Origin of the sequence: Succinimonas amylolytica DSM 2873, assembly GCF_000378405.1 — a bacterium.
Classification (GTDB): Bacteria; Pseudomonadota; Gammaproteobacteria; order Enterobacterales; family Succinivibrionaceae; genus Succinimonas; species Succinimonas amylolytica.
In genome coordinates, this window is record NZ_KB899636.1 from 1,040,521 (window position 1) to 1,059,222 (window position 18,702).

Genomic DNA, 18,702 nt, shown 5'->3' on the forward strand with positions numbered 1-18,702 from the left:
ATTTCAACCGAGGACATTTTCATGGCGATTACAGACGAGATGGCCGCTCAGGCGGAAAAAAATCTGACAAGACTTTTTGATGGGGTTAAGGATCCGGATCTTGAAGTTCTTGAAAAACATCGGGTGCTTATCCGGGAAGTTTTTGCCTATTCAGATTATGTGTCCTGGTATGCCATTAAGTGGCGGAGCCGTTTTGTCAGAATGCTGGAATCTGGAGAATATGAATGGTCGCACCGCTATGAATCCTACAGATCGGAGATTCGGGTGCTGATTCGGGATGTTTCAAACCTGGAATCTCTTAAAAAGGCGGTGCGGGAATTCAGGAATGACAAGATGGCGGTTATTGCCATCAGGGAGATTCTTGGCAAATCAACTCTTAACGAAAGCCTTATGCACTCGTCTTTACTGGCCGAGGCGGTGGTAGTGGAGGTTCTGGACTATCTTTACAGACTTAATGCCGGAATCAGCGGCATCCCGGTTTCGGCATCTTCCGGAGCTCCCCAGAAAATGCTGGTTATCGGCATGGGCAAACTGGGCGGGTACGAGCTGAACTTTTCTTCAGACATTGATTTGATTTTCTGCTATCCCGAAAGAGGCGAAACTATAGGCGGGCGGAAGCCGGTGGATAACCAGGTGTTTTTTACCCGCCTGGGACAGCAGCTTATCCAGGTGCTGGAACAGAAGACCGGGGATGGTTTTGCCTATCGGGTGGATATGCGGCTTCGGCCGTTCGGGGACAGCGGTCCCCTGGTAAGTTCCTTTGCCGCCCTGGAGGACTATTATCTCAGACATGGCCGTTCCTGGGAGCGCTATGCCATGGTCAAGGGACGGGTGCTGGGGGATGAGACTCCCGAAGGCGAGGAGCTTATGGACATGCTCCGTCCTTTTGTCTACCGGAGATATCTGGATTTCGGGGCTATTGAGGCACTTCGGAAGATGAAATCTCTTATCGAGGCGGAGGTGCGCCGGCGCCATTTATTCGGTAATTTCAAACTGGGTGAGGGCGGCATTCGGGAAGTGGAGTTTGTAGCCCAGGTATTTCAGCTGATGCGGGGCGGGCGGATTAAGGATCTGCAGGAAAGAACCTTGCTTAGAGTGCTGGTTTCCCTTCGGGACTGCGGCTGCATTGATGAGGCCTCCTGCAGGGTTTTGAGTCAGGGTTACGTCTTTCTCCGCAGAACAGAAAATCTCCTTCAGGAAATCCGGGACGAACAGACGCAGACTATTCCCCAGAACAGTCTGGATCGCTCACGGCTTCACCTGGCTATGGGGTTTGATACCTTTGAAGCGTTTTATGACAGGCTGACTGAGGTAATGCATGAAGTGCACCGGGAGTTTTCGGCAATCATTTCCGAGCCCGCCGAAGAAAAGGACGAAGAAGATCCGGTATTCATGGATCTCTGGCTGGTAAGTCTGACTCCTGACGAAATAGAGGAGCTCCTCGAAAAGAATTTCCGGGATGTGTCGGATATTCCGGGACTGGCCACTGAGATCGTTCATCTTAAAAAGGAGCTTCACAGCCGGAGCATTGGTCCCAACGGCCGGGAGATACTGAACCGGCTGATGCCGTATTTTCTGGGACGGCTGGCATTGTTCGACGAGGATGTGCTGCCTACTTTTAAAAGAATCTCCCGGCTTATTTGGTGTATCTGCCAGAGAACCACCTATATGCAGCTTCTTCTGGAAAACAACGGGGTGGCCGAACAGGTTCTGAAGCTATGTCATGAAAGTGAGCTTATTTCCGAACAGATAACAGAGCATCCCATTCTTCTGGATGAGCTTCTGATTCCGGAAAATCTCTACCGTCCGGTGAATCCCCTGGATTATGACAAGGAGCTTAGGGAGTTTATGCTCCGGATTGAGAATGACGATCTGGAACAGCAGATGGAGGCACTGCGGCAGTTCAAGCTGATTCAGCTGCTGCGGATCTGCGCGGCAGATCTGGCAGGCGTGCTTCCCCTGATGAAGGTCAGCGATTATCTGACATTTCTGGCCCAGTCCATCCTGAATGAGGTGGTGAATCTGGCCTGGAAGCAGGTCACTGACAAATATGGAGAGCCAGGCAATGCCAGAGTTCGGGGCGATCGCGGCTTTGCGGTAATTGCTTACGGCAAAATGGGCGGCATCGAACTGGGGTACGGAAGCGATCTGGATCTGGTATTCATGTCAGACAGTTCGCTGGACGGAGAAACCTACGGTAAACAGGTGGTTTCCGACAGAATGTTCTATGGCAGGCTGGCGCAGCGCATTATGCATCTTTTTAGTACCAGGCTTTCTTCTGGCATTCTTTATGACGTGGATGCCAGACTGCGTCCCGAAGGAGAGTCGGGACCACTGGTATGCACTCTTAATGGTTATGAAAACTATCTGGAGAAGCGGGCATGGACCTGGGAGATTCAGGCTCTGGTGCGGGCTCGGGCTGTCGTTGGTCCCGAGAGAATGATCGGTGAATTCAACAGAATCCGGGACAGGTTTTTGAGAAAGCCCCGGGATCCGGAAGTGCTCAGGAAGGAAGTGGCGGACATGCGCGTAAAGATGTCTCAGAATCTGAACCGGGCCCGGCCGGGATTTTTCGACCTTAAGCACAGCCCGGGGGGAATGATTGATGTGGAATTTACCGCCCAGTATCTGGTGCTGGCCAATGCTCCTGGAAATCCTGATATGGTGCTGTGGAGCGACAATATCAGAATTTTTGAGGAATGTGTCCGTCTCAATCTGTTAAGTCCCGAAGACGGTAATTACCTCAAGGAGGCCTATCTGGCCATCAGAAACCGCTATAACCGCCAGGCGCTTCTGGGAAAGTCGAAAGTTGTTCCGGATACGGAGCTGATACCGGAACGGGAACATGTTGCAGCGATCTGGAAAAGAATTGTCGGCGGGGTTTCCCATCATCAGGGTACCTCTGTAAAGAAAAACTCCCCGTAAGCGTACATAAGACGTATTTATGAAGATCCCGAAGCTTGCTTAAATCGGTCATCGGTTACATAGAAATTAAGCTGCCTGACAGCTCTTTCGAACAGGATCTTACATACTCGCACCTTAGTTTCCTTCCGGGCACAACGGAGTTTCTCCGGTTCGTATTAGGTCTTAAACCGTCTTTTTAAGGCTTCAGGGATTCTTGACAAAAGTGCTGGTGAATCCGTACCATATCACACAAAAAAAATCGGGATGTGCTGAAGGAATTTGCAATGGAAGCGAAGATCACAAATAACAATCTTCCTGCTAATCAGCACGATACTGACCATTCCAAACTGGATAACCTTTACTCGTTAATCGAAAAACTTACATCAACCATTCAAGAGCAGACCTCAACCATTCAGAAGCAGACTGAAGCCTTTCAAAATCAAGCTAAGGAATTGTTAAAAAATAAAGTTTAATTATCTATTAGTTTTTACCCGCCACAGTGTGCTATCATAGTGATAGTCATTGGAGGGTAGAATGATTCCGGAAAACACTAGAATTTTTGTAGGGAAAGTACTCCCTCAGCTGGATGAAAAACAAAGAAGAATTTTTCTTGGAGCTTTATCTGAAATGCTGGGGAGAGGAAGTGTCAAGGATCTCCATGAGCTAACACAGATCTCTCAGGTCACAATCATTGAGGGTAAAAAAGAGTGCGCAAATATAGAACCGAATCCTAAGTTCAAAACAACCGGTAAAAACAGGAGCGCAAGCGGTGACAGGGTAAGAGCAGAAGGTGGTGGAAGGAAATCAATCCGTGAAAAATACCCTCAGGTTATAGATGAGATAAACCTTTTACTGGAAAACAGTACAGTAGGAAATCCTGAGAATCCATTGTGCTGGACCACCAAAAGTCTTCGTAATATTGAGGCTTCACTCAAGGGAAAAGGAATGTCTGTCAGTTATGTAACCATTGGTAATATTCTAGAGGAGATGGGGTACAGTCTGCAGCAGAACCGGAAATATACAGAGAGCGGAAATGCAGGACCTGATCGGGATGCTCAGTTTCAGTACATCAACAATAAAGCCAAAGAATTCATGAACAATAAAAACCCGGTGATATCTGTTGATGCCAAGAAAAAAGAACTGATTGGCAGTTACAAGGATCCGGGAAAAGAATATGCCCCGAAAGGCAATCCGGCGAAGGTAAATGATCATGATTTTGAAGGTCCGTGTGGGAAAGCCTGCCCTTACGGCATTTACGATTTAAACTTCAATGAAGGGTTTGTCAATGTCGGGTTGAGCGCCGATACAGCAGAGTTTGCCGTCAACAGCATTCGGGAGTGGTGGCGAACAATGGGAGTTGAAAAGTATCCTGAAGCCACATGTCTGTATATCACCGCTGATGGAGGGGGAAGTAACGGCAGACGTAATAAACTATGGAAGACCAGCCTTCAGAGTTTTGCAAATGAAACAGGTTTGAATATCCACGTGTCCCACTTTCCGCCTGGTACCAGCAAGTGGAACAAAATTGAGCACCGTATGTTTGCCTTCATCAGCAAGAACTGGCGTGGGAGACCATTGGAAACAGTGGAGATCATCATTAATTTAATCAGTGCTACGACAACCTCGTCTGGATTAAAGGTTGCGTGCAAGTTGGATGAAAAAGTCTACGAGAAAGGAAAAGTGGTGTCTAATGAAGAACTTAGCGGGATAAATATCACCATGGACGACTGGCACGGTGAGTGGAACTATATCATAGCTCCCACAAACCAACAAAATTAAATTTAATTTTTAACAATTCCTAAAAAAGTTGAAGAACAGGAGAATAGGATCAGCGAGCTCCTGGATTTACTCAAAAAAGCAGATTCCGAGCTTTCAGACAGCAAAAACTCGTTAAAACCCTGAAAACGCTCCTGTCTTCCAAAGAGGTTGATCACAACTTCCGCGTATTTTAGGTAGGAAGCAAAGGAGCTGCTGGCGTCAACTCAGTTCCTATAGGCACAGATAATGCCTCAAAAATGCTGCGCTCGTTTTTTGATGCATTTTCTATAGTCCATGTTCCATTTCTTCTTATTGCTTTTACTGATGATGCGGTCATCATGACCTCTGGCATATAAACCCCAGATAATGAACTCTGCCTGAGTCTTTCATGAATGGCTCCGCGGATCAGTGTTGACAGCAGCATCATGAATGCAAGTCCCTGCAGCTCTGCCCAATCCTGCACGCCCAGCGCGTTGAAATCCATCTGATGCTTCAAATAGTCATAAAAGGACTCAATGCTCCATCGAGTTTTATAGTATTCGTAAATCTCCTGAGGCGTCCCGCTATGTGTCGTTTCCAAGATGATGACACCGAACGTCTTTTCTGCAGCTTCAAGTTTGGTTTCGGTATATCCGGGAAGCTTCTTCTCCAGGCACTCAAGATAGTTTGCTTTCTCACAATCAGCTTCATGAAGATTTCGGAAATAGATGGTTCTGGTTCCGCCTTCATCGGAAGCAACCTGATATTCAACTGCGCTCTTGATAGTATGCAATCCTTCCCTGCGTTTATAGACAAATGTTTTCAGTCGGCCTCTGCTGCGTTTTAGCGCATTCTGGTATGAGGTCATGTTGGAGGATACCGGCATAATATATGTGGCGTTTTTGCCCGCCAGAATCTGCTTTAATTCCGGAGAATAGAAGCCGCGATCCATTAAATACAGGCAGTCTTCTACAATGACATCTTCAATAAGTTCCTTGACTGATGTCTTGTCGTTTTTGCTTCCGTCAAACATTTTCATTGCAACGGGACGGCCTTTCGTAACATCGAACGCTTTAAGCAAATTTATCTGTTCGCAGCCTAACTTCTTATACTTGTAGCCGTATTCCGTCATTCCATCCAGCTTTGAGTATCTGGGAATAACATGACCGTCTATTGCAATTTCTTTGGCGCTTTGAAGAAGGATATCCTGGAACTTCCTTGCTTCCGTGTCTCTTCTTCCAAGATTTTCCAGAATGTTGGAAACGGCCCTTCCTCCCATTTTAAGGTCTGGATAAGCAACGGAGAGAGAGCTCTTCTTGTACAGGAGGGAAACAGCGGAAACAGGCCGAAATCCATTGACGGCGTAAATCAATGCTAAAACCCAGATTCTTTTCGCATTCTCATCCTTTCTGAACGCCTGGTAAAATTGCTCCATTACCTCCCTGGCGCACTCTTCCGCTAATTGATATGCGCCATATTCAAGAACTGTATATCCAAGCTCTTCATTAGGTATATACCCGTTCTCCAGAGTGATTTTCCCCAGAATTCCCTTCGTTTTGGTATGCCATTTTCCGGTTTCAGGGTCTTTCACGTTTTCCATTGCATAAACATAGAATCCGCCATGAATCTTCTTAACCATGGTTCCCCTGGGCTTGTGCTTCAGAATTTCTGGTGGAACTGTATATCGTCCGCTGGAACTAGTCATTTGCATATGCTCTTTTGTATACCTACAATATACCTAAATTATTGACCATTTCAGACAAAAAATCAAGCCTAAAAAAACAAAAAAACGGCAAAAAGCCGCTTTTTAAGGATATTTGAGTGTTTTTACGTGATAAACGCTTACGCGATAGACGAGCTATAGCAATCTTGAAATTTGGATTTCATACCTAAATTCCGCCGATGTTGTGTGTCACCACATCTATAAAAACCAATGTTTTTTATCTACACTCTGATTTCGACAATGGACTATACAAATACCTGGTTCCAACTTACATGATCGGGCTGCCGAACTTCGGAAAAGTTACTTCGTGTTCAGACCATAATCTGGATCTTCGGAAATTTTCTTTTCACCCAATAGTGTTCTGGCGTTCTCCATGTTTATAGAATAGCTGTTTGACGATAAATCATAGCTACTGTTGTAATAATTTGATGACGTGAGTCCCATGACTGATAGCATAAGATCAAATATGAGATCATTTGTGAAGCACGTGTCGATACGTTGGGACAGAGTGCTGACGATTGTATCGTTTTGCTGGATGTATTTCTCAGAAAAGCCCACTATAAATGGAATTCGAACCATATCGAACACAAAATGCGTAGTATTGTGATCATTTCCCATCTGACGGGGATCTGCCCCATGATCGGAAAAATAACCAAAAAATTTCAGATTGGTATTGGCTGAGAAATGCTGGAAGAACCTATCAACAACGTAATCGGTGTAGTAGATGGAATTGTCATATTCATTAATGATGTCTTCTTCATCGAAAAATCTGCTGAAATCTTCGGGGAATCTGTCTAGGTATTTTGTATGACTTCCCATCAGGTGAATTATGACAAGAGAATCTTTCTCAATATTAAATTTCTTTGGAACGATATCAAGAATGTCCAAATCAAAGATTTTGCCGCCTTTATGGGATTCCGAGACGAACTTGATGTTGTCGGCGCTCATAGATATGGCAGTTAACGGCGTAACGATCATGCTGTCCCCAGACTGATTGCTTAACCAGTACGTATCGAAACCAGCCTTGCCGGCAATATCGATAATCGAAACGGCATGAGATAAATCCTCTCCGTTGTACTGATTTACGTTCGTCAGGGCGTTTGTTACGCTTTGAACGGTATGAGTAAACGAGGAATAGGCGTTACGAAACGAAATAAACCTGAAGTTGTCCTTGTTTTCAGAAATTCTTTCTCTCATACGAGGTGTGGTATCGTGCTTATAGCCATATAGGCTCAGGTGGTTACGGGTGGCAGATTCTCCGATTATCAGTACGTAAACTCCCTTTTCCTGATCTCCAGAAGATACCGCTCCTGAAAATTGGATATTCTTTAGGGCAATATCCCGGTTTTTTACAAAATCTCCGTAAGACCTTAGCATATAGCACGAAAAGGCAAGAACCTGCTTGGCTTGACATCCGTATCCTTTCCCGCTCTGAACCAGTATTCCCAGAGACATTACTCCCATGAAAAATATAATAAAAAGTGATGAAACGGTTCTGAATATTCTTCCAGTGATAATTTGCTGTGAGGTCTGGTTGTTCATGTTACTGTCAGTTTTGCTGTATGTTCTGTGAAAAACTCTTGTTATGAACCATCCGCCTGTCAGTATTGCCAAAAGTGCTACGGAGAACACTGCAAGCTGTGTTCCGGAAAATGAGGTTTCCAAATATGTCAGCGCTTCCCTTGGATTGGTCTGTGCAATGGCCAGAATGATATCTCCCTGAAGAATGCCACCGTTCGCCACAAAGTATAAATAGAATGACAGGGCGTAAAGCAACGCTGCAAAGTACAGGACGTCGCATATATATGAGATGACAAGCCTTACACGGTGGTGGGTTAAAGCTTTTTCAGGAGCAAGCTTCAAATAAAGAACCGAAAAGTAAAAGAAATTTCCCACCATAAAGGAAGCCAGGTATTCGTGTGCGGGAATCTTGTGTCCACATAGTAATCCCAGCGCCGGAATCAGCAGGTACAGAAAGGTCAATGGAAGATACGATGCCAGAAATTTTCTGGTAGGTTTAACAGATGAATAAACCAGGATGGCAAATAATATGGTCAGTTGGCATATGAAAGAATTTGACAGGGCATCACAGCCATACTTAAAGATTGTTTTGTATGTGAAAAATACTGACGTGATAACCAGGGCTGCAGACAGAAGATGCTTTTTGTGTAACAGAGTCATGAGGATTTAAAGGAGGAATATGGAAATAAAACAGTGATCAAAAAAGCCCTTTCACTTCATTTTTAAAAATCCGTGAAAGAGCTAAAACCCAGAGTGTTTTTCTTCCCTATGTACCTGAAGCGCTGATGAGCAGACGTTCCGGAACATCAGGAAACATCAGAAGGGACTCTGTTACCACCAGGCTTCAACCTGAGAGCCCAAAGAGAACTGGTAGTTGTGATGGTTTAACTTTCTGTCTCCGGCTTGGTCAAATTTGCCACCGAACTGATCCCCTCCCTGATAGGATGCGTAGAAACGTATTGCAGGACGAGCCCAGAAACCCTTTCCGGGAGTAAATTGTTGAGCCAGGGTAACTTTATAAAGATCAGGATCCTTGGCTTCAAATTTATCCCATGCACGAGGATTTACTGAGGTATTAACAGTTTTCATCTGGGAATAGCCTAACTCTAAAGTGGTTCTGGTGAATTCTGTCCATTTATATTCGGGGCGTAGTACGATTGCATATTCCCAGCCGCTTCTCGGGTATACCCAGGTATTTTCCATGTTGTGAGTGTTGGTGTCATAGTGTGCCCACATTAATGCGTAACCTACACCAAAATTGCCGATGTCCATAACACCGTGATCGGTAAGTCTTACACCGTTGGTATCGGCCGTTCTGGGGTCATAATATTCACCAGCGTGGTTTGCATTATCAATCTGCCCGACATAGCCAAAGCCGTTGGTTCCCCACTGAATTACAAAATGATTGGTTAAATTCAGACTGTCGGTATTGATACCAAAGGTATGATCCAAAGTAGCCAAAACACCGGAATCTGCATTTGACAACCGTGTGTTATCCTGCTTCTTCTGATACTTTGACACCCACGGCAAGCCGTAGATAAGGTTAGCGTCCAAGGTACCGAATCCAACAGGTATCTGACGCCATTTAAAGTCCAGTTTATAAACATGACGCCAGTTTTTACCTAAATCAAGGCTACCGAATGTGGTGTCTGAACCATCATTCTGTCCCTTGATAACAGCAAAATCCAAATTTCCAAGGCCTGTATCTATATTTTCGATACCAGCTCCATAGCCTTCATCATTCAGATAATAGAAGTCCATGATGTGGATATCAGAACGGTTGTAATATCTCTTACCACCCCAGATGGTGTAATTATCCGTGTCATATTTCACAAACAATTCACGAATGGAGTTTCTCTGGCCGCTGTTATGATTAATACCATCATTGTATCTGTTACCGCCAAAGGCATCTCCCTCACCCATGCCGATATTCTGGAATGAACCACCCTGACGATCAATTTGGTTGTCGTCTTCTTTGGTACCATACATAACAAGGGTGTGAACAGAAAACTTATTGTTAGCCTTGTTGTACACATCCTGGCTGAAAGAAAGTTCAGCATAGGTATCGCATTCATCACCAAGACGGCCAACCTTGTGACCGCGCTTTCCATTGCCACCACAGTAAACATCACCACCACGCATGGAAGCCTGAGCGCTGGCACGGAAATACCCGTGGAAATCAACTGCGGAAGCAGTAACTGAAGCTGCAAGAGAACCAGCCGCGAGAGCAATGCCGGCAGCTAAAGGAAGCCATTTTGCCTTCATAATAATTCCTTTTCCCATTAGGGATTAAACATTATATTTACTCAGTCTTTTGTATATTTAAGACCGACGTCATCCGTTTATGGTTTTAACACCCTTGGAATAAGTCTTTCAGGTCTTCAGTTTTGTTTTTATTGTCCGGTACATAGTCTCAATACTGAAAACGGATGTTGCTAAATTGTTTTTAAAAAAATTATGTTTGATGGTGAAGTAAACTCCCTGCGGATCTGCTTCCGGCGAATTCCGGAAGCTTTGTCCGTAATCTCTTTTTTGAAACGGTGGTGTTACTAATTTGTGACTTGGAATGCCGTCCGAAGGATGATACCGGGGAATATCTGTGGAATAGATAATGATAGCGGCGGTGATAAATGGTAATTGTTGGTATGTATAACTGTAGAAAAACAACATTTGCAAAGAAGAAAGAACTTATCGGCAACTATAAAAACAACGGGGCGGAATACAGGCCAAAAGGAAATCCTGTTAAAGTTAACGATCATGATTTTGGAAAAGATCGTGCGGCACCATATGGGGCATATGATGTGGCAAAAAATGAAGGCTTTGTTAATATCGGATTGAGTGCTGATACCGGAATTTTTGCATCCAACAGTATCAGGATGTGGTGGGACTCAATGGGGCGTGAACGCTATCCTGATGCGAAGGAAATATTGATTACAGCTGATGGAGGAGGAAGCAATGGTCGCCGAAACAGACTGTGGAAAAATGGACTACAGGATTTTGCCAACGAGTCAGGATTGACAGTTCATGTATGTCATTTTCCTCCAGGAACGAGTAAATGGAATAAGATAGAACATCGCATGTTTGCTTTTATAAGTAAGAACTGGAAAGGGAAACCTTTAGAAACAATAGAAGTGATTGTAAATCTAATAGCTTCAGCAACGACATCTCCAGAAGGTTCTTCAGGATTGAAAGTAAGGAGTTGTGCATAAATAACCTTTACAACTTTTTATAAGTCTAGCCCTATTATGCTATCATGACAATCAACTGTAACGTTGATGTCAATGAGGCTGATATGGTAGAGCTTGACGAGGTTGCAATAGCAACAAAAATTAAAAAGATGCTTCCATTCCTGAATGAATTCCAAAAGCGGATATATCTTGCTTCAGAAGCAGAAATTTTGGGTTATGGCGGTGTTTCGAAAATCAGCAAGGAAACTGGAGTTTCCAGAGTGACCATAAGCTCGGGAATAAAAGAACTCAATTCCCTTGATGGAGAAACATCTGAACAATTGCAAATCAGGCTCCAAAAAGAGCGAGTAAGAAATGAAGGCGGGGGGAGGAAGCGTGTCGAGGAAACGCAGCCTGGGGTAAAGGAAGCCTTGGAATCAATCATAAGTGAAAGCTCCTTTGGTGATCCGCAAAGCCTGCTGAAGTGGACTACGAAGAGTCTGAGAAATCTTGAACAGGAAATGAACCGCAAAGGATTTAATCTCAAATACAGAAAAATTGGTTACCTGTTGAAAGAACTGGGATATAGCCTCCAACTGAATCAGAAGATGAATCAAGTGGGGCAGGAACATCCTGACCGTGATGAGCAATTTAAGCATATCAGCAGCAAGGCAAACTCCTTTCTTGAACAAAACTTTCCTGTGATATCAATAGATTGCAAAAAGAAGGAGAACATAGGAAACTTCAAGAACAACGGTGCAGAGTATGCTCCAAAAGGCACTCCGACAAAAGTTCTTGATCATGATTTTTCGTTGCCTGAACTTGGAAAAGCTGCTCCTTACGGGATATATGATATTGGTCTGAATGAAGGCTTCGTAAATGTCGGAGTAAGTTCGGATACCGCGCAGTTTGCCGCAAATTCAATACGTTCATGGTGGTATGAAATGGGCAAGGAAAGATACCCGGAACCCAGTCAAATCCTAATAACCGCAGATGGTGGCGGAAGCAATGGATCTCGAAACAGACTGTGGAAATATGAACTTCAGCAGTTTGCAGACGAAACTAAACTGGCGATCAGCGTTTGCCATTTCCCGCCAGGAACATCAAAATGGAACAAAATTGAACATCGGCTATTCAGTCAAATTACAAAAAACTGGCGTGGGCATCCCCTTGTTAGTTTGCAAGTGATAATAGATCTTATTGCCGGAACAACTACAGCGACCGGACTGAAAGTGGTGGCAAAAGCGGATGAAAAACAGTACTCAACTGGAATCAAAGTGTCTGATGAAGAATTTAAATCTTTGAACATAGTTGGTGATGAGTTTCACCCTGATTGGAACTACACAATCAGCCCGAATTTGTAAAGTTTATTTATGCACAGTTCCTAACATGTGTTGTAGATCCTAAAGATTACCCAAATAGTATAAAAATATCAGATGAAGAATTAAACAAAGTGAATCTATCACAGGAAGAATGGTATGGTGAATGGAACTATATAATAAAACCTAACTCAGACGATAAATGTAAAGATTAAATTTCTATAGTTCCTTAGCTTCTGCTAAATATCATGATACCTGGATGGAGCGTCAGGAGACGGGGTGGTTTTAAATCTGCGGTGTACCCACATATATTGAGGTACAGCCTGCTTTATCATGCCTTCGATGATTTTATTGCATCTAGCGGCATTTTCGGTCTCGCTGTCTCCAGGAAAATTATCGAGAACGTCGTCTATTGCCAGCCGGTAGCCCTGATAATCGGGGAGTCTTATGGTGTATGACGGCTGCACCACGGTGTTTTTAACCCTGGCAAATCCGGAAGTTCCTGTTACGGTGGCTGCGTCGGGTACTGCAAAGAAGGGAACGAATACTGCTGCCCGGCGGCCGTAATCCTGATCCGGTGCGTACCAGATCGGCAGCCCCTGCATGAGTGCCTTGATAATGGGTTTGATTTTGCGGCGATCCACGAGATAGAGATTGGATCTGGTACGCCCCTTTACCTGCAGATATTCAATAACGATGTTGTCATTGGGTCGGTAGACACCAACTCCCTTTTTTATATAGGTGCCGTAGATCCGGGCCATAAGTTCAAGAGTGACAAAATGACAGGTGAGCACAATGATGCCTTTACCGCTTTCCGCAATTTCCCGGGCCTTTTGTTCCTGCTCAGGATCAATGTGAACCAGACGGCGCAGTCTTTTTTCCGGCCAGTACCATGCCATGGCTGTTTCGAAGATTCCCATGCCGCAGTTGGCAAAGTGCTCCCTAACCAGATCTGATACTTCGGTATCGGTGAGTTCGGGCATGGCGAGGCGAAAATTCTGCTCGGTTATTTTTCGGCGTCTCTTAAGAATATGCATGCACAAAATACCGAGAAAACGTCCGAATTTCATGAACAAAGGGTAGGGGAAAAGAATGATGAAACGTACCAGAAGCATTAAAAACCAGTCCTTCCAGTACTGCGGCAGGAACATCTGCCACATGAGATGAGGATGTTCCTGTGCCTTGCTATGGTAGGCTGAGCTGGTGCTGCTGTTTTGTGTATGGTCTGACATTGTTGACATTTACCTGAATTGAAGTACCCGGATTATCAGAATGCCCTGAGATCCCTTACCGAAAATCGTTTAATTAAAGTCGGCGTGAACACCCGGGACTGAACCTGGGTATCCTGTTCCCGGATGATGGCAAGACCGATGGCGAAGGCCGACATGGCCATGGCGCTTACCGGGTTCATGATAGTGGTGAGCCGGGGATGAAGGTAACGGCTTATGGCCGTATTGTCAAATCCGATAATAGAAACATGCTCCGGAATCCGGATGTCGTTGTCGCTGAGAATGGCCATAGCTCCTGCGGCCTGCATATCGTTGTAGCAGGCGATGGCAGTAAACTGCTGACTGAGGTTCAGAAGAGCCTCTGCTCCCTGTTCGCCACCCTGGGGAGTAGGATCCGCACTGACCACCAGTGCCGGATTAAACGCAATACCGGCTTCCTCAAGTGCCCTGACATATCCGCGGAATCTCAGGTCAGCATCTGTTATCGGGTGACTGGATCTGATGTAGGCGATTTTCGAGTGCCCGTTCTGAATGAGGTGTTTCACGGCCAGGTATGCTCCGCCCTCGTCATCCAGATAGACGCATCGCTCCTCGAAGCCCGGAAGCTTTCTATTAATAAGTATCATGGACTTCTGGTTTGCCATGTATCTGGTAAGCACGTCATCTCTGAGAAGAACTGTGTGGGCGATGATAATCCGGCATCTCTTCTGGATAAGCTCCTCAATGCACTGCCGTTCTCTTTCCGCATCGTGATAGCCGGCATTTACAATGAGAGACATGCCTTCCTTTGTCGCCGACTGATCCACTGCCTTGACCATCTGTCCGAAATAAGGATCAGAATGATCGGCGATGCTCATTCCGACAAGCTCGGAATCCTGCCGGGAATTCAGTTTCGGGGAGATTACCGGGTGGTAGTTAAGCTCATCCTGTGCTTTGATCACAGCCTCCCGGGTTTCCGGAGTGACTCTGCTGGTATTGTTGATAACCCGGGATACCGTTGCCACGGAAACCCCGGCAAGTTTTGCGACATCTTTAATGGTAGCCATGATAAAACCTCGTCAGGTTTTTTGGAGATGGTGCCTTAAGGCTACTAGAATTTATGTAATATTTCAATTGTGTTACATTTTTTGTGTGAAAATTTTCATGAAAATTGCACATGAGGAGAGGTTGAGGAATGGTTGCGACTCAGGGATAATTCCTGCTCTCGGCAGTCATTTTCAGAATGGCGGAATACCTGGCCATTCGCAACGCTGTCTCTGGGGTATAATATCGGAGTTTAGGATTCAGTGCGGAGTATTCATATGTCCGGTGCCAATAAAGACAATAATCATGCCGTTATGTCAGACCCAGATCTCAGAAGGGACGCCGAAAGCTTTTTAAAGGGAGTGCTTCTGGGGGGCAGTGCCCGGGTGCTGAAACATTCGGAGAGCCCGGATACCGGAGTTGCCGCAAAACCGGAGAATGCTGATTTGCATGATGATGCTGACAGCGCCAGCTCAGGGAAACGGGGGCAGCCCGCCAGTGTTTCCGAGAAGCTTAGTCTGGACGGACTCAGCGAGCTGGCTTCAAGGATCGAAAAGGCTACCGGGAAAAGAATTCGCTCCTATCGTGAGATTCAGGAGGATTATCAGAGGACTCTCAAAGATGATATCGCCCGCATGGAAAACGAAAGGTACCGTAAAAAGCTGGAAAGCCTGATGCAGAACTGTGAAATCAGCGATTACTGGGAATTCAGCAATATGGACGATGACAATAACCCGGCTTACCGCAAGCTGATAGAGTTCTGCCTCAACTGGGTTCAGGATTTCAGGACTGCGGAAACCGAGGGAATGGTGATGTCGGATTCCCGGGGAATGAAATATCGTTTTACTCCGGGAACGCTTCTGTGGCTTTACGGAAATTTCGGGGTTGGAAAATCAATGCTGGCCGGGGCCATTGCCCATAAACTGATGCGGGAGTATCTGGTGCAGGTAGAGTTCCGCCAGTGGTACACCATTTATACCAGGTTGCAGATGCTCCGCGACAATGAGAAGGAATATTACAATTACCTGGAGATGCTTCAGACGGTGCAGCTCCTGGTTATTGACGAGATTGCCGTAGATAATACGAAGCTTTCGGATGCCCAGATGCGGGATCTGGGAATGATTCTGCGTTCCCGGAAGAACAACGGAAAAAATACCATTATTATTTCCAATGCCAACCCTGAGGTAATTCCCAGACTTATCGGAGATTTCTGCTGGGAGTCTATCAAGAACTATTCTCTGATTTTTCCCTATGAGGTACCGGGAAGAAACCGGCGGGTTAATAGTCTGGGAACCTATACGATATCAGGCTAGCAGTTTTGGATGAGGATGTTAACTGCACCTTACCCAGGGGAATCGGGCTTGTAACAGCCCGGTTGAGATAACAGATGTTGATCCTCCGACCACTACAGATAGGAATTACTGCCTGAAGTGGCGTTACCTCGCAGGGGGATGGACAGCACCTTGTTATAGTAGAGCTTGCTCTCCTGTAGCTGCACCAGGTACTTTACCATCTTTAATATGGTTTATTCCCATGTGGTGCAGTCATAGTTTAACAAGATAAGGTACTATACATTAATACTGGTAGAGACCCAATATTAAAGAAGGAGTACGGCCTTATCCCACTGCTCGGGAGCAGTGGGATAAGAGCTTGGATTTTTTTATGAAAAAGAAACCGGCAGGACAGAGGTCGGCACTGGCCTTTGATTTCGGAGTTAAGAGTATTGGCGTGGCCTTCGGGAACGAGCTTACCGGAAAGGCGTCCCCGGTTACGGCTATAAAAGCACGGGACGGTATTCCTGATCAGGCCGCAATGGAGCGGGTGTTTAAGGAATGGGCTCCTGACTATGTGGTGGTAGGGCTTCCTCTGAATATGGACGGCTCATTTCAGGAGGTTACCTACAAGGCCCGGAAGTTTGGAAACCGTCTTTCCGAGCAGTTTCGCATTCAGGTGTTTTTTCAGGATGAAAGACTGACTACCAAGGAGGCGCGGGCAGAGCTTTTTGATGCCGGCGGTTTTCGTGCCCTGGGGAAGGGGGATGTGGATGCCCTCTCTGCAGTGTATATTCTGGAAGCCTTTTTTCAGAGTGCTGTTCCCGATGAACCGGGCAGGTGATGAAATATAGTGGCCTTTATCGCGGGTGTTTTTTCTTCGTTATTCTTTTCATCTTATTTCCTTTTTTATTCTTCTCGTTCGTACCTGGCCTCAGGATGGGAATCAGCCCCCTGATAAAATGATCGTCATGATGTCAGGCACTTATTAGCAGTTTCGTTCGTATCAAATACATTTTATATGCCGTTTTAGACAGGTTTGTTGTAAAAATGGGAGATGGCTTAAATATTGACAATTTGCATGACTGTAATTGTGAATGAATCGGGAATCTCAGGAATGTCAGCTGGAAAATCATACACAGGGAGGCTAATCTAACCTAGGACTCGAATTTAGAGGAGGCTTTATGGCAACCAGAATTAACCGTGCTGCAAAGGCCCGTACCGCTGAACTTGCAGAAAGCAGTGAAGTTGCGTCCGGCGTGTTTGACGATGATGAATCCGTTTCAGGCTCCAAGAAAAGAAAAAAGAGTCGCTGGCGTGAGATTGAAGCAATCAGAAGAAAGTTCCAGCTTCTTAAGGCTCTGAAGGAAATCAATCCCGATTTTGATCCGTATTCCAGTCAGGAATATATGGAATTCTGAACACCGCAAAAGGCCTCCGGTAATGTACAGGGGGCTTTTTTATGCCGTGCTGATGGTAATGGCAGCTTTTTATGACGGTGCTGCCAGTGGTTTTGTTTCCTGTGCTTGTTCTGGGCGTTATCTGTCAGTTCGGAGTGCTGGATTTCGTCAGGATTATCTCAAGAAGCCTTTTGAGGTAGAGAAGCCTGTCGTCGGGTGTCATTTTCAGAAAGGCGTCATCCGATATCATAGATGACTCGCCTGAATTCCTTTCATAGTGGCCGGATAAAGCCTCTGTTTCTTCTGCTGTGCTGTTCCCGGGATAGTACTTTTCTGTCATTTTTTTCTTATCCTCATCCGGCATTTTCTGCCAGGCAATTACACCTCTGACCGTATCAGGGAAGGGAATTGTCTTTGGAATGTGAAATTTTACTGCTGCTGTAGTAACATCTCTGCCGCAGGCGGTGAGTTCCGCACAGGCTGCCAGGATCACTTCAAGATTATTGTTTCTTGTCATGTTCATAATAGAGATAATAGTGGAACAGGAGGAATTATGTCTTCTTTTAAAGAACTTGAGACTATTTTATCAGAAATGGAAAACGAGCTTAAGAATCTGGGGCTCTGGGATGTTCCCGAGCCGGCTACGGAGGCTTTTAAGAGTGAAAGTCCTTTTTATCTGGATACCATGAGCTTCAATGAATGGCTTCATTATGTACTGATAAGGAGGCTGCGGGACGTTATTGCGGCTTCCGGGAAGCTTCCCGGGAAGGTCCGGATTTTTCCGTATGCCTATGAATACTACAATGAGGATCGTTCCAGATATATGGGGCTTCTGAGAAGTATACACCGGCTGGACAGTTTTTTTGAGAGAACGGCAGCGGCTTCCTGAGGTTGGTGTTATCCCCGGGAACAATATTCCGGGGAAGTTTAGGAATGAGGGAGCTAAATTATGTACTCGCTCTTCTTCATGTCAATTCAGAAATATGTTACGGCTTTTTCCTTTCTTCCCTCTATATCATAATAATCATACTTTCTGTTCGATCTCATTATCTTCTCATGCTGTTCTTGCAGTTGTTTCGAAGAACGTACGATGATACGGATAAGGAGGGGATTTTTTCCTGGTAATCGTACTTGTTAGTTATCCGGAGAAGAAGTTGTCAAAATTTTTTGCATTCTCAAGCTCGGGACTGGATGTCTGATGGGAGAGTTTTGAATGGAAGTCGGGATTGGTGGCATTCAATATTTAGGAAATATGCTATGAAGCTTTATTGTGCAATGTCTTAGATGTTTGAAAATGATGCTGTGATGACAGTAGTGACTGTGCCGGATAGTGAAAAATGGAAAATTTCAGTAAGAATGAAATAAAAACAAAATTTGAAAGACGTTTTCAAACACACTGCTGACTTGG

At 45.2% G+C, this 18,702-nt stretch carries 15 protein-coding genes and 1 pseudogene; 10 read left to right on the top strand and 6 right to left on the bottom strand.

The genetic code is table 11. The features are described from left to right. The first annotated feature begins 21 nt into the window (after positions 1 to 21). From glnE to F557_RS0104655, 3 genes are all read left to right on the top strand, one after another. Positions 22 to 2,925 carry a bifunctional [glutamate--ammonia ligase]-adenylyl-L-tyrosine phosphorylase/[glutamate--ammonia-ligase] adenylyltransferase gene (gene glnE / locus F557_RS0104645; protein ID WP_019001077.1) on the top strand — a complete coding sequence of 968 codons (2,904 nt, stop codon included), beginning with the start codon at positions 22 to 24 and terminating at the stop codon, positions 2,923 to 2,925. A 263-nt stretch (positions 2,926 to 3,188) separates the two neighbouring features. Then, complete coding sequence (locus tag F557_RS0104650) at positions 3,189 to 3,377, top strand: hypothetical protein (RefSeq protein ID WP_019001078.1); 189 nt, start codon at positions 3,189 to 3,191, stop codon at positions 3,375 to 3,377. A gap of 61 nt (positions 3,378 to 3,438) precedes the next feature. Next, entirely contained in the window at positions 3,439 to 4,683 is a 1,245-nt protein-coding gene (locus tag F557_RS0104655) for an ISAzo13 family transposase (RefSeq protein ID WP_019001079.1), read from the top strand. Positions 4,684 to 4,852: 169 nt separating this feature from the next. Here F557_RS0104655 and F557_RS0104660 read toward each other — a convergent pair whose 3' ends face one another. The 3 genes from F557_RS0104660 to F557_RS0104670 all read right to left on the bottom strand — a co-directional run bounded on the left by F557_RS0104660 (position 4,853) and on the right by F557_RS0104670 (position 10,150). Further along, positions 4,853 to 6,346 carry a transposase gene (locus F557_RS0104660; RefSeq protein WP_169335158.1) on the bottom strand — a complete coding sequence of 498 codons (1,494 nt, stop codon included), beginning with the start codon at positions 6,344 to 6,346 and terminating at the stop codon, positions 4,853 to 4,855. 318 nt (positions 6,347 to 6,664) lie between these two features. Then, positions 6,665 to 8,227, bottom strand: a complete 1,563-nt coding sequence (locus tag F557_RS0104665; RefSeq protein ID WP_169335159.1) for a phosphoethanolamine transferase — start codon at positions 8,225 to 8,227, stop codon at positions 6,665 to 6,667. 489 nt (positions 8,228 to 8,716) lie between these two features. Beyond that, entirely contained in the window at positions 8,717 to 10,150 is a 1,434-nt protein-coding gene (locus F557_RS0104670) for a carbohydrate porin (RefSeq protein WP_019001082.1), read from the bottom strand. A gap of 410 nt (positions 10,151 to 10,560) precedes the next feature. Between F557_RS0104670 and F557_RS18830 the strand changes: the two are divergent. The 3 genes and pseudogenes from F557_RS18830 to F557_RS23635 all read left to right on the top strand — a co-directional run. Then, positions 10,561 to 11,085, top strand: a pseudogene (locus F557_RS18830) (ISAzo13 family transposase); the annotation flags it as partial. Between the two features lie 92 nt (positions 11,086 to 11,177). Then, positions 11,178 to 12,416 carry an ISAzo13 family transposase gene (locus tag F557_RS0104680; RefSeq protein WP_019001084.1) on the top strand — a complete coding sequence of 413 codons (1,239 nt, stop codon included), beginning with the start codon at positions 11,178 to 11,180 and terminating at the stop codon, positions 12,414 to 12,416. Then, a complete protein-coding gene (locus F557_RS23635) occupies positions 12,386 to 12,586 on the top strand; it encodes an ISAzo13-like element transposase-related protein (RefSeq protein WP_157617744.1) in 201 nt (66 codons plus the stop codon). The genes F557_RS0104680 and F557_RS23635 overlap by 31 nt, the downstream gene beginning before the upstream one ends. 24 nt (positions 12,587 to 12,610) lie before the next feature. Here F557_RS23635 and lpxL read toward each other — a convergent pair whose 3' ends face one another. After that, a complete protein-coding gene (gene lpxL, locus F557_RS0104685; RefSeq protein WP_157617745.1) occupies positions 12,611 to 13,603 on the bottom strand; it encodes an LpxL/LpxP family Kdo(2)-lipid IV(A) lauroyl/palmitoleoyl acyltransferase in 993 nt (330 codons plus the stop codon). A 35-nt stretch (positions 13,604 to 13,638) separates the two neighbouring features. Next, the gene (locus F557_RS0104690) at positions 13,639 to 14,646 is read right to left on the bottom strand and encodes a substrate-binding domain-containing protein (protein ID WP_019001086.1); all 1,008 of its coding nucleotides are present in this window, start codon (positions 14,644 to 14,646) and stop codon (positions 13,639 to 13,641) included. A 255-nt stretch (positions 14,647 to 14,901) separates the two neighbouring features. Between F557_RS0104690 and F557_RS21005 the strand changes: the two genes are divergently transcribed. From F557_RS21005 to F557_RS18840, 3 genes are all read left to right on the top strand, one after another. Next, positions 14,902 to 15,936 carry an ATP-binding protein gene (locus F557_RS21005; protein ID WP_019001087.1) on the top strand — a complete coding sequence of 345 codons (1,035 nt, stop codon included), beginning with the start codon at positions 14,902 to 14,904 and terminating at the stop codon, positions 15,934 to 15,936. Between the two features lie 349 nt (positions 15,937 to 16,285). Continuing rightward, a complete protein-coding gene (ruvX, locus tag F557_RS0104700) occupies positions 16,286 to 16,738 on the top strand; it encodes a Holliday junction resolvase RuvX (RefSeq protein ID WP_019001088.1) in 453 nt (150 codons plus the stop codon). A 340-nt stretch (positions 16,739 to 17,078) separates the two neighbouring features. Beyond that, on the top strand, positions 17,079 to 17,315 hold the full coding sequence (locus F557_RS18840) for a DUF3545 family protein (protein WP_019001089.1): 237 nt from the start codon (positions 17,079 to 17,081) through the stop codon (positions 17,313 to 17,315). A gap of 124 nt (positions 17,316 to 17,439) precedes the next feature. On the opposite strand, the gene F557_RS0104710 is transcribed toward F557_RS18840, so the two are convergent. Beyond that, positions 17,440 to 17,811, bottom strand: a complete 372-nt coding sequence (locus tag F557_RS0104710; RefSeq protein WP_157617746.1) for a hypothetical protein — start codon at positions 17,809 to 17,811, stop codon at positions 17,440 to 17,442. A gap of 36 nt (positions 17,812 to 17,847) precedes the next feature. On the opposite strand from F557_RS0104710, the gene F557_RS0104715 reads away from it, so the two are divergent. Next, positions 17,848 to 18,183 (top strand): YqcC family protein, encoded by a 336-nt coding sequence (locus tag F557_RS0104715; protein WP_019001091.1) that lies wholly within the window; start codon positions 17,848 to 17,850, stop codon positions 18,181 to 18,183. The last annotated feature ends 519 nt before the right edge of the window (positions 18,184 to 18,702 follow it).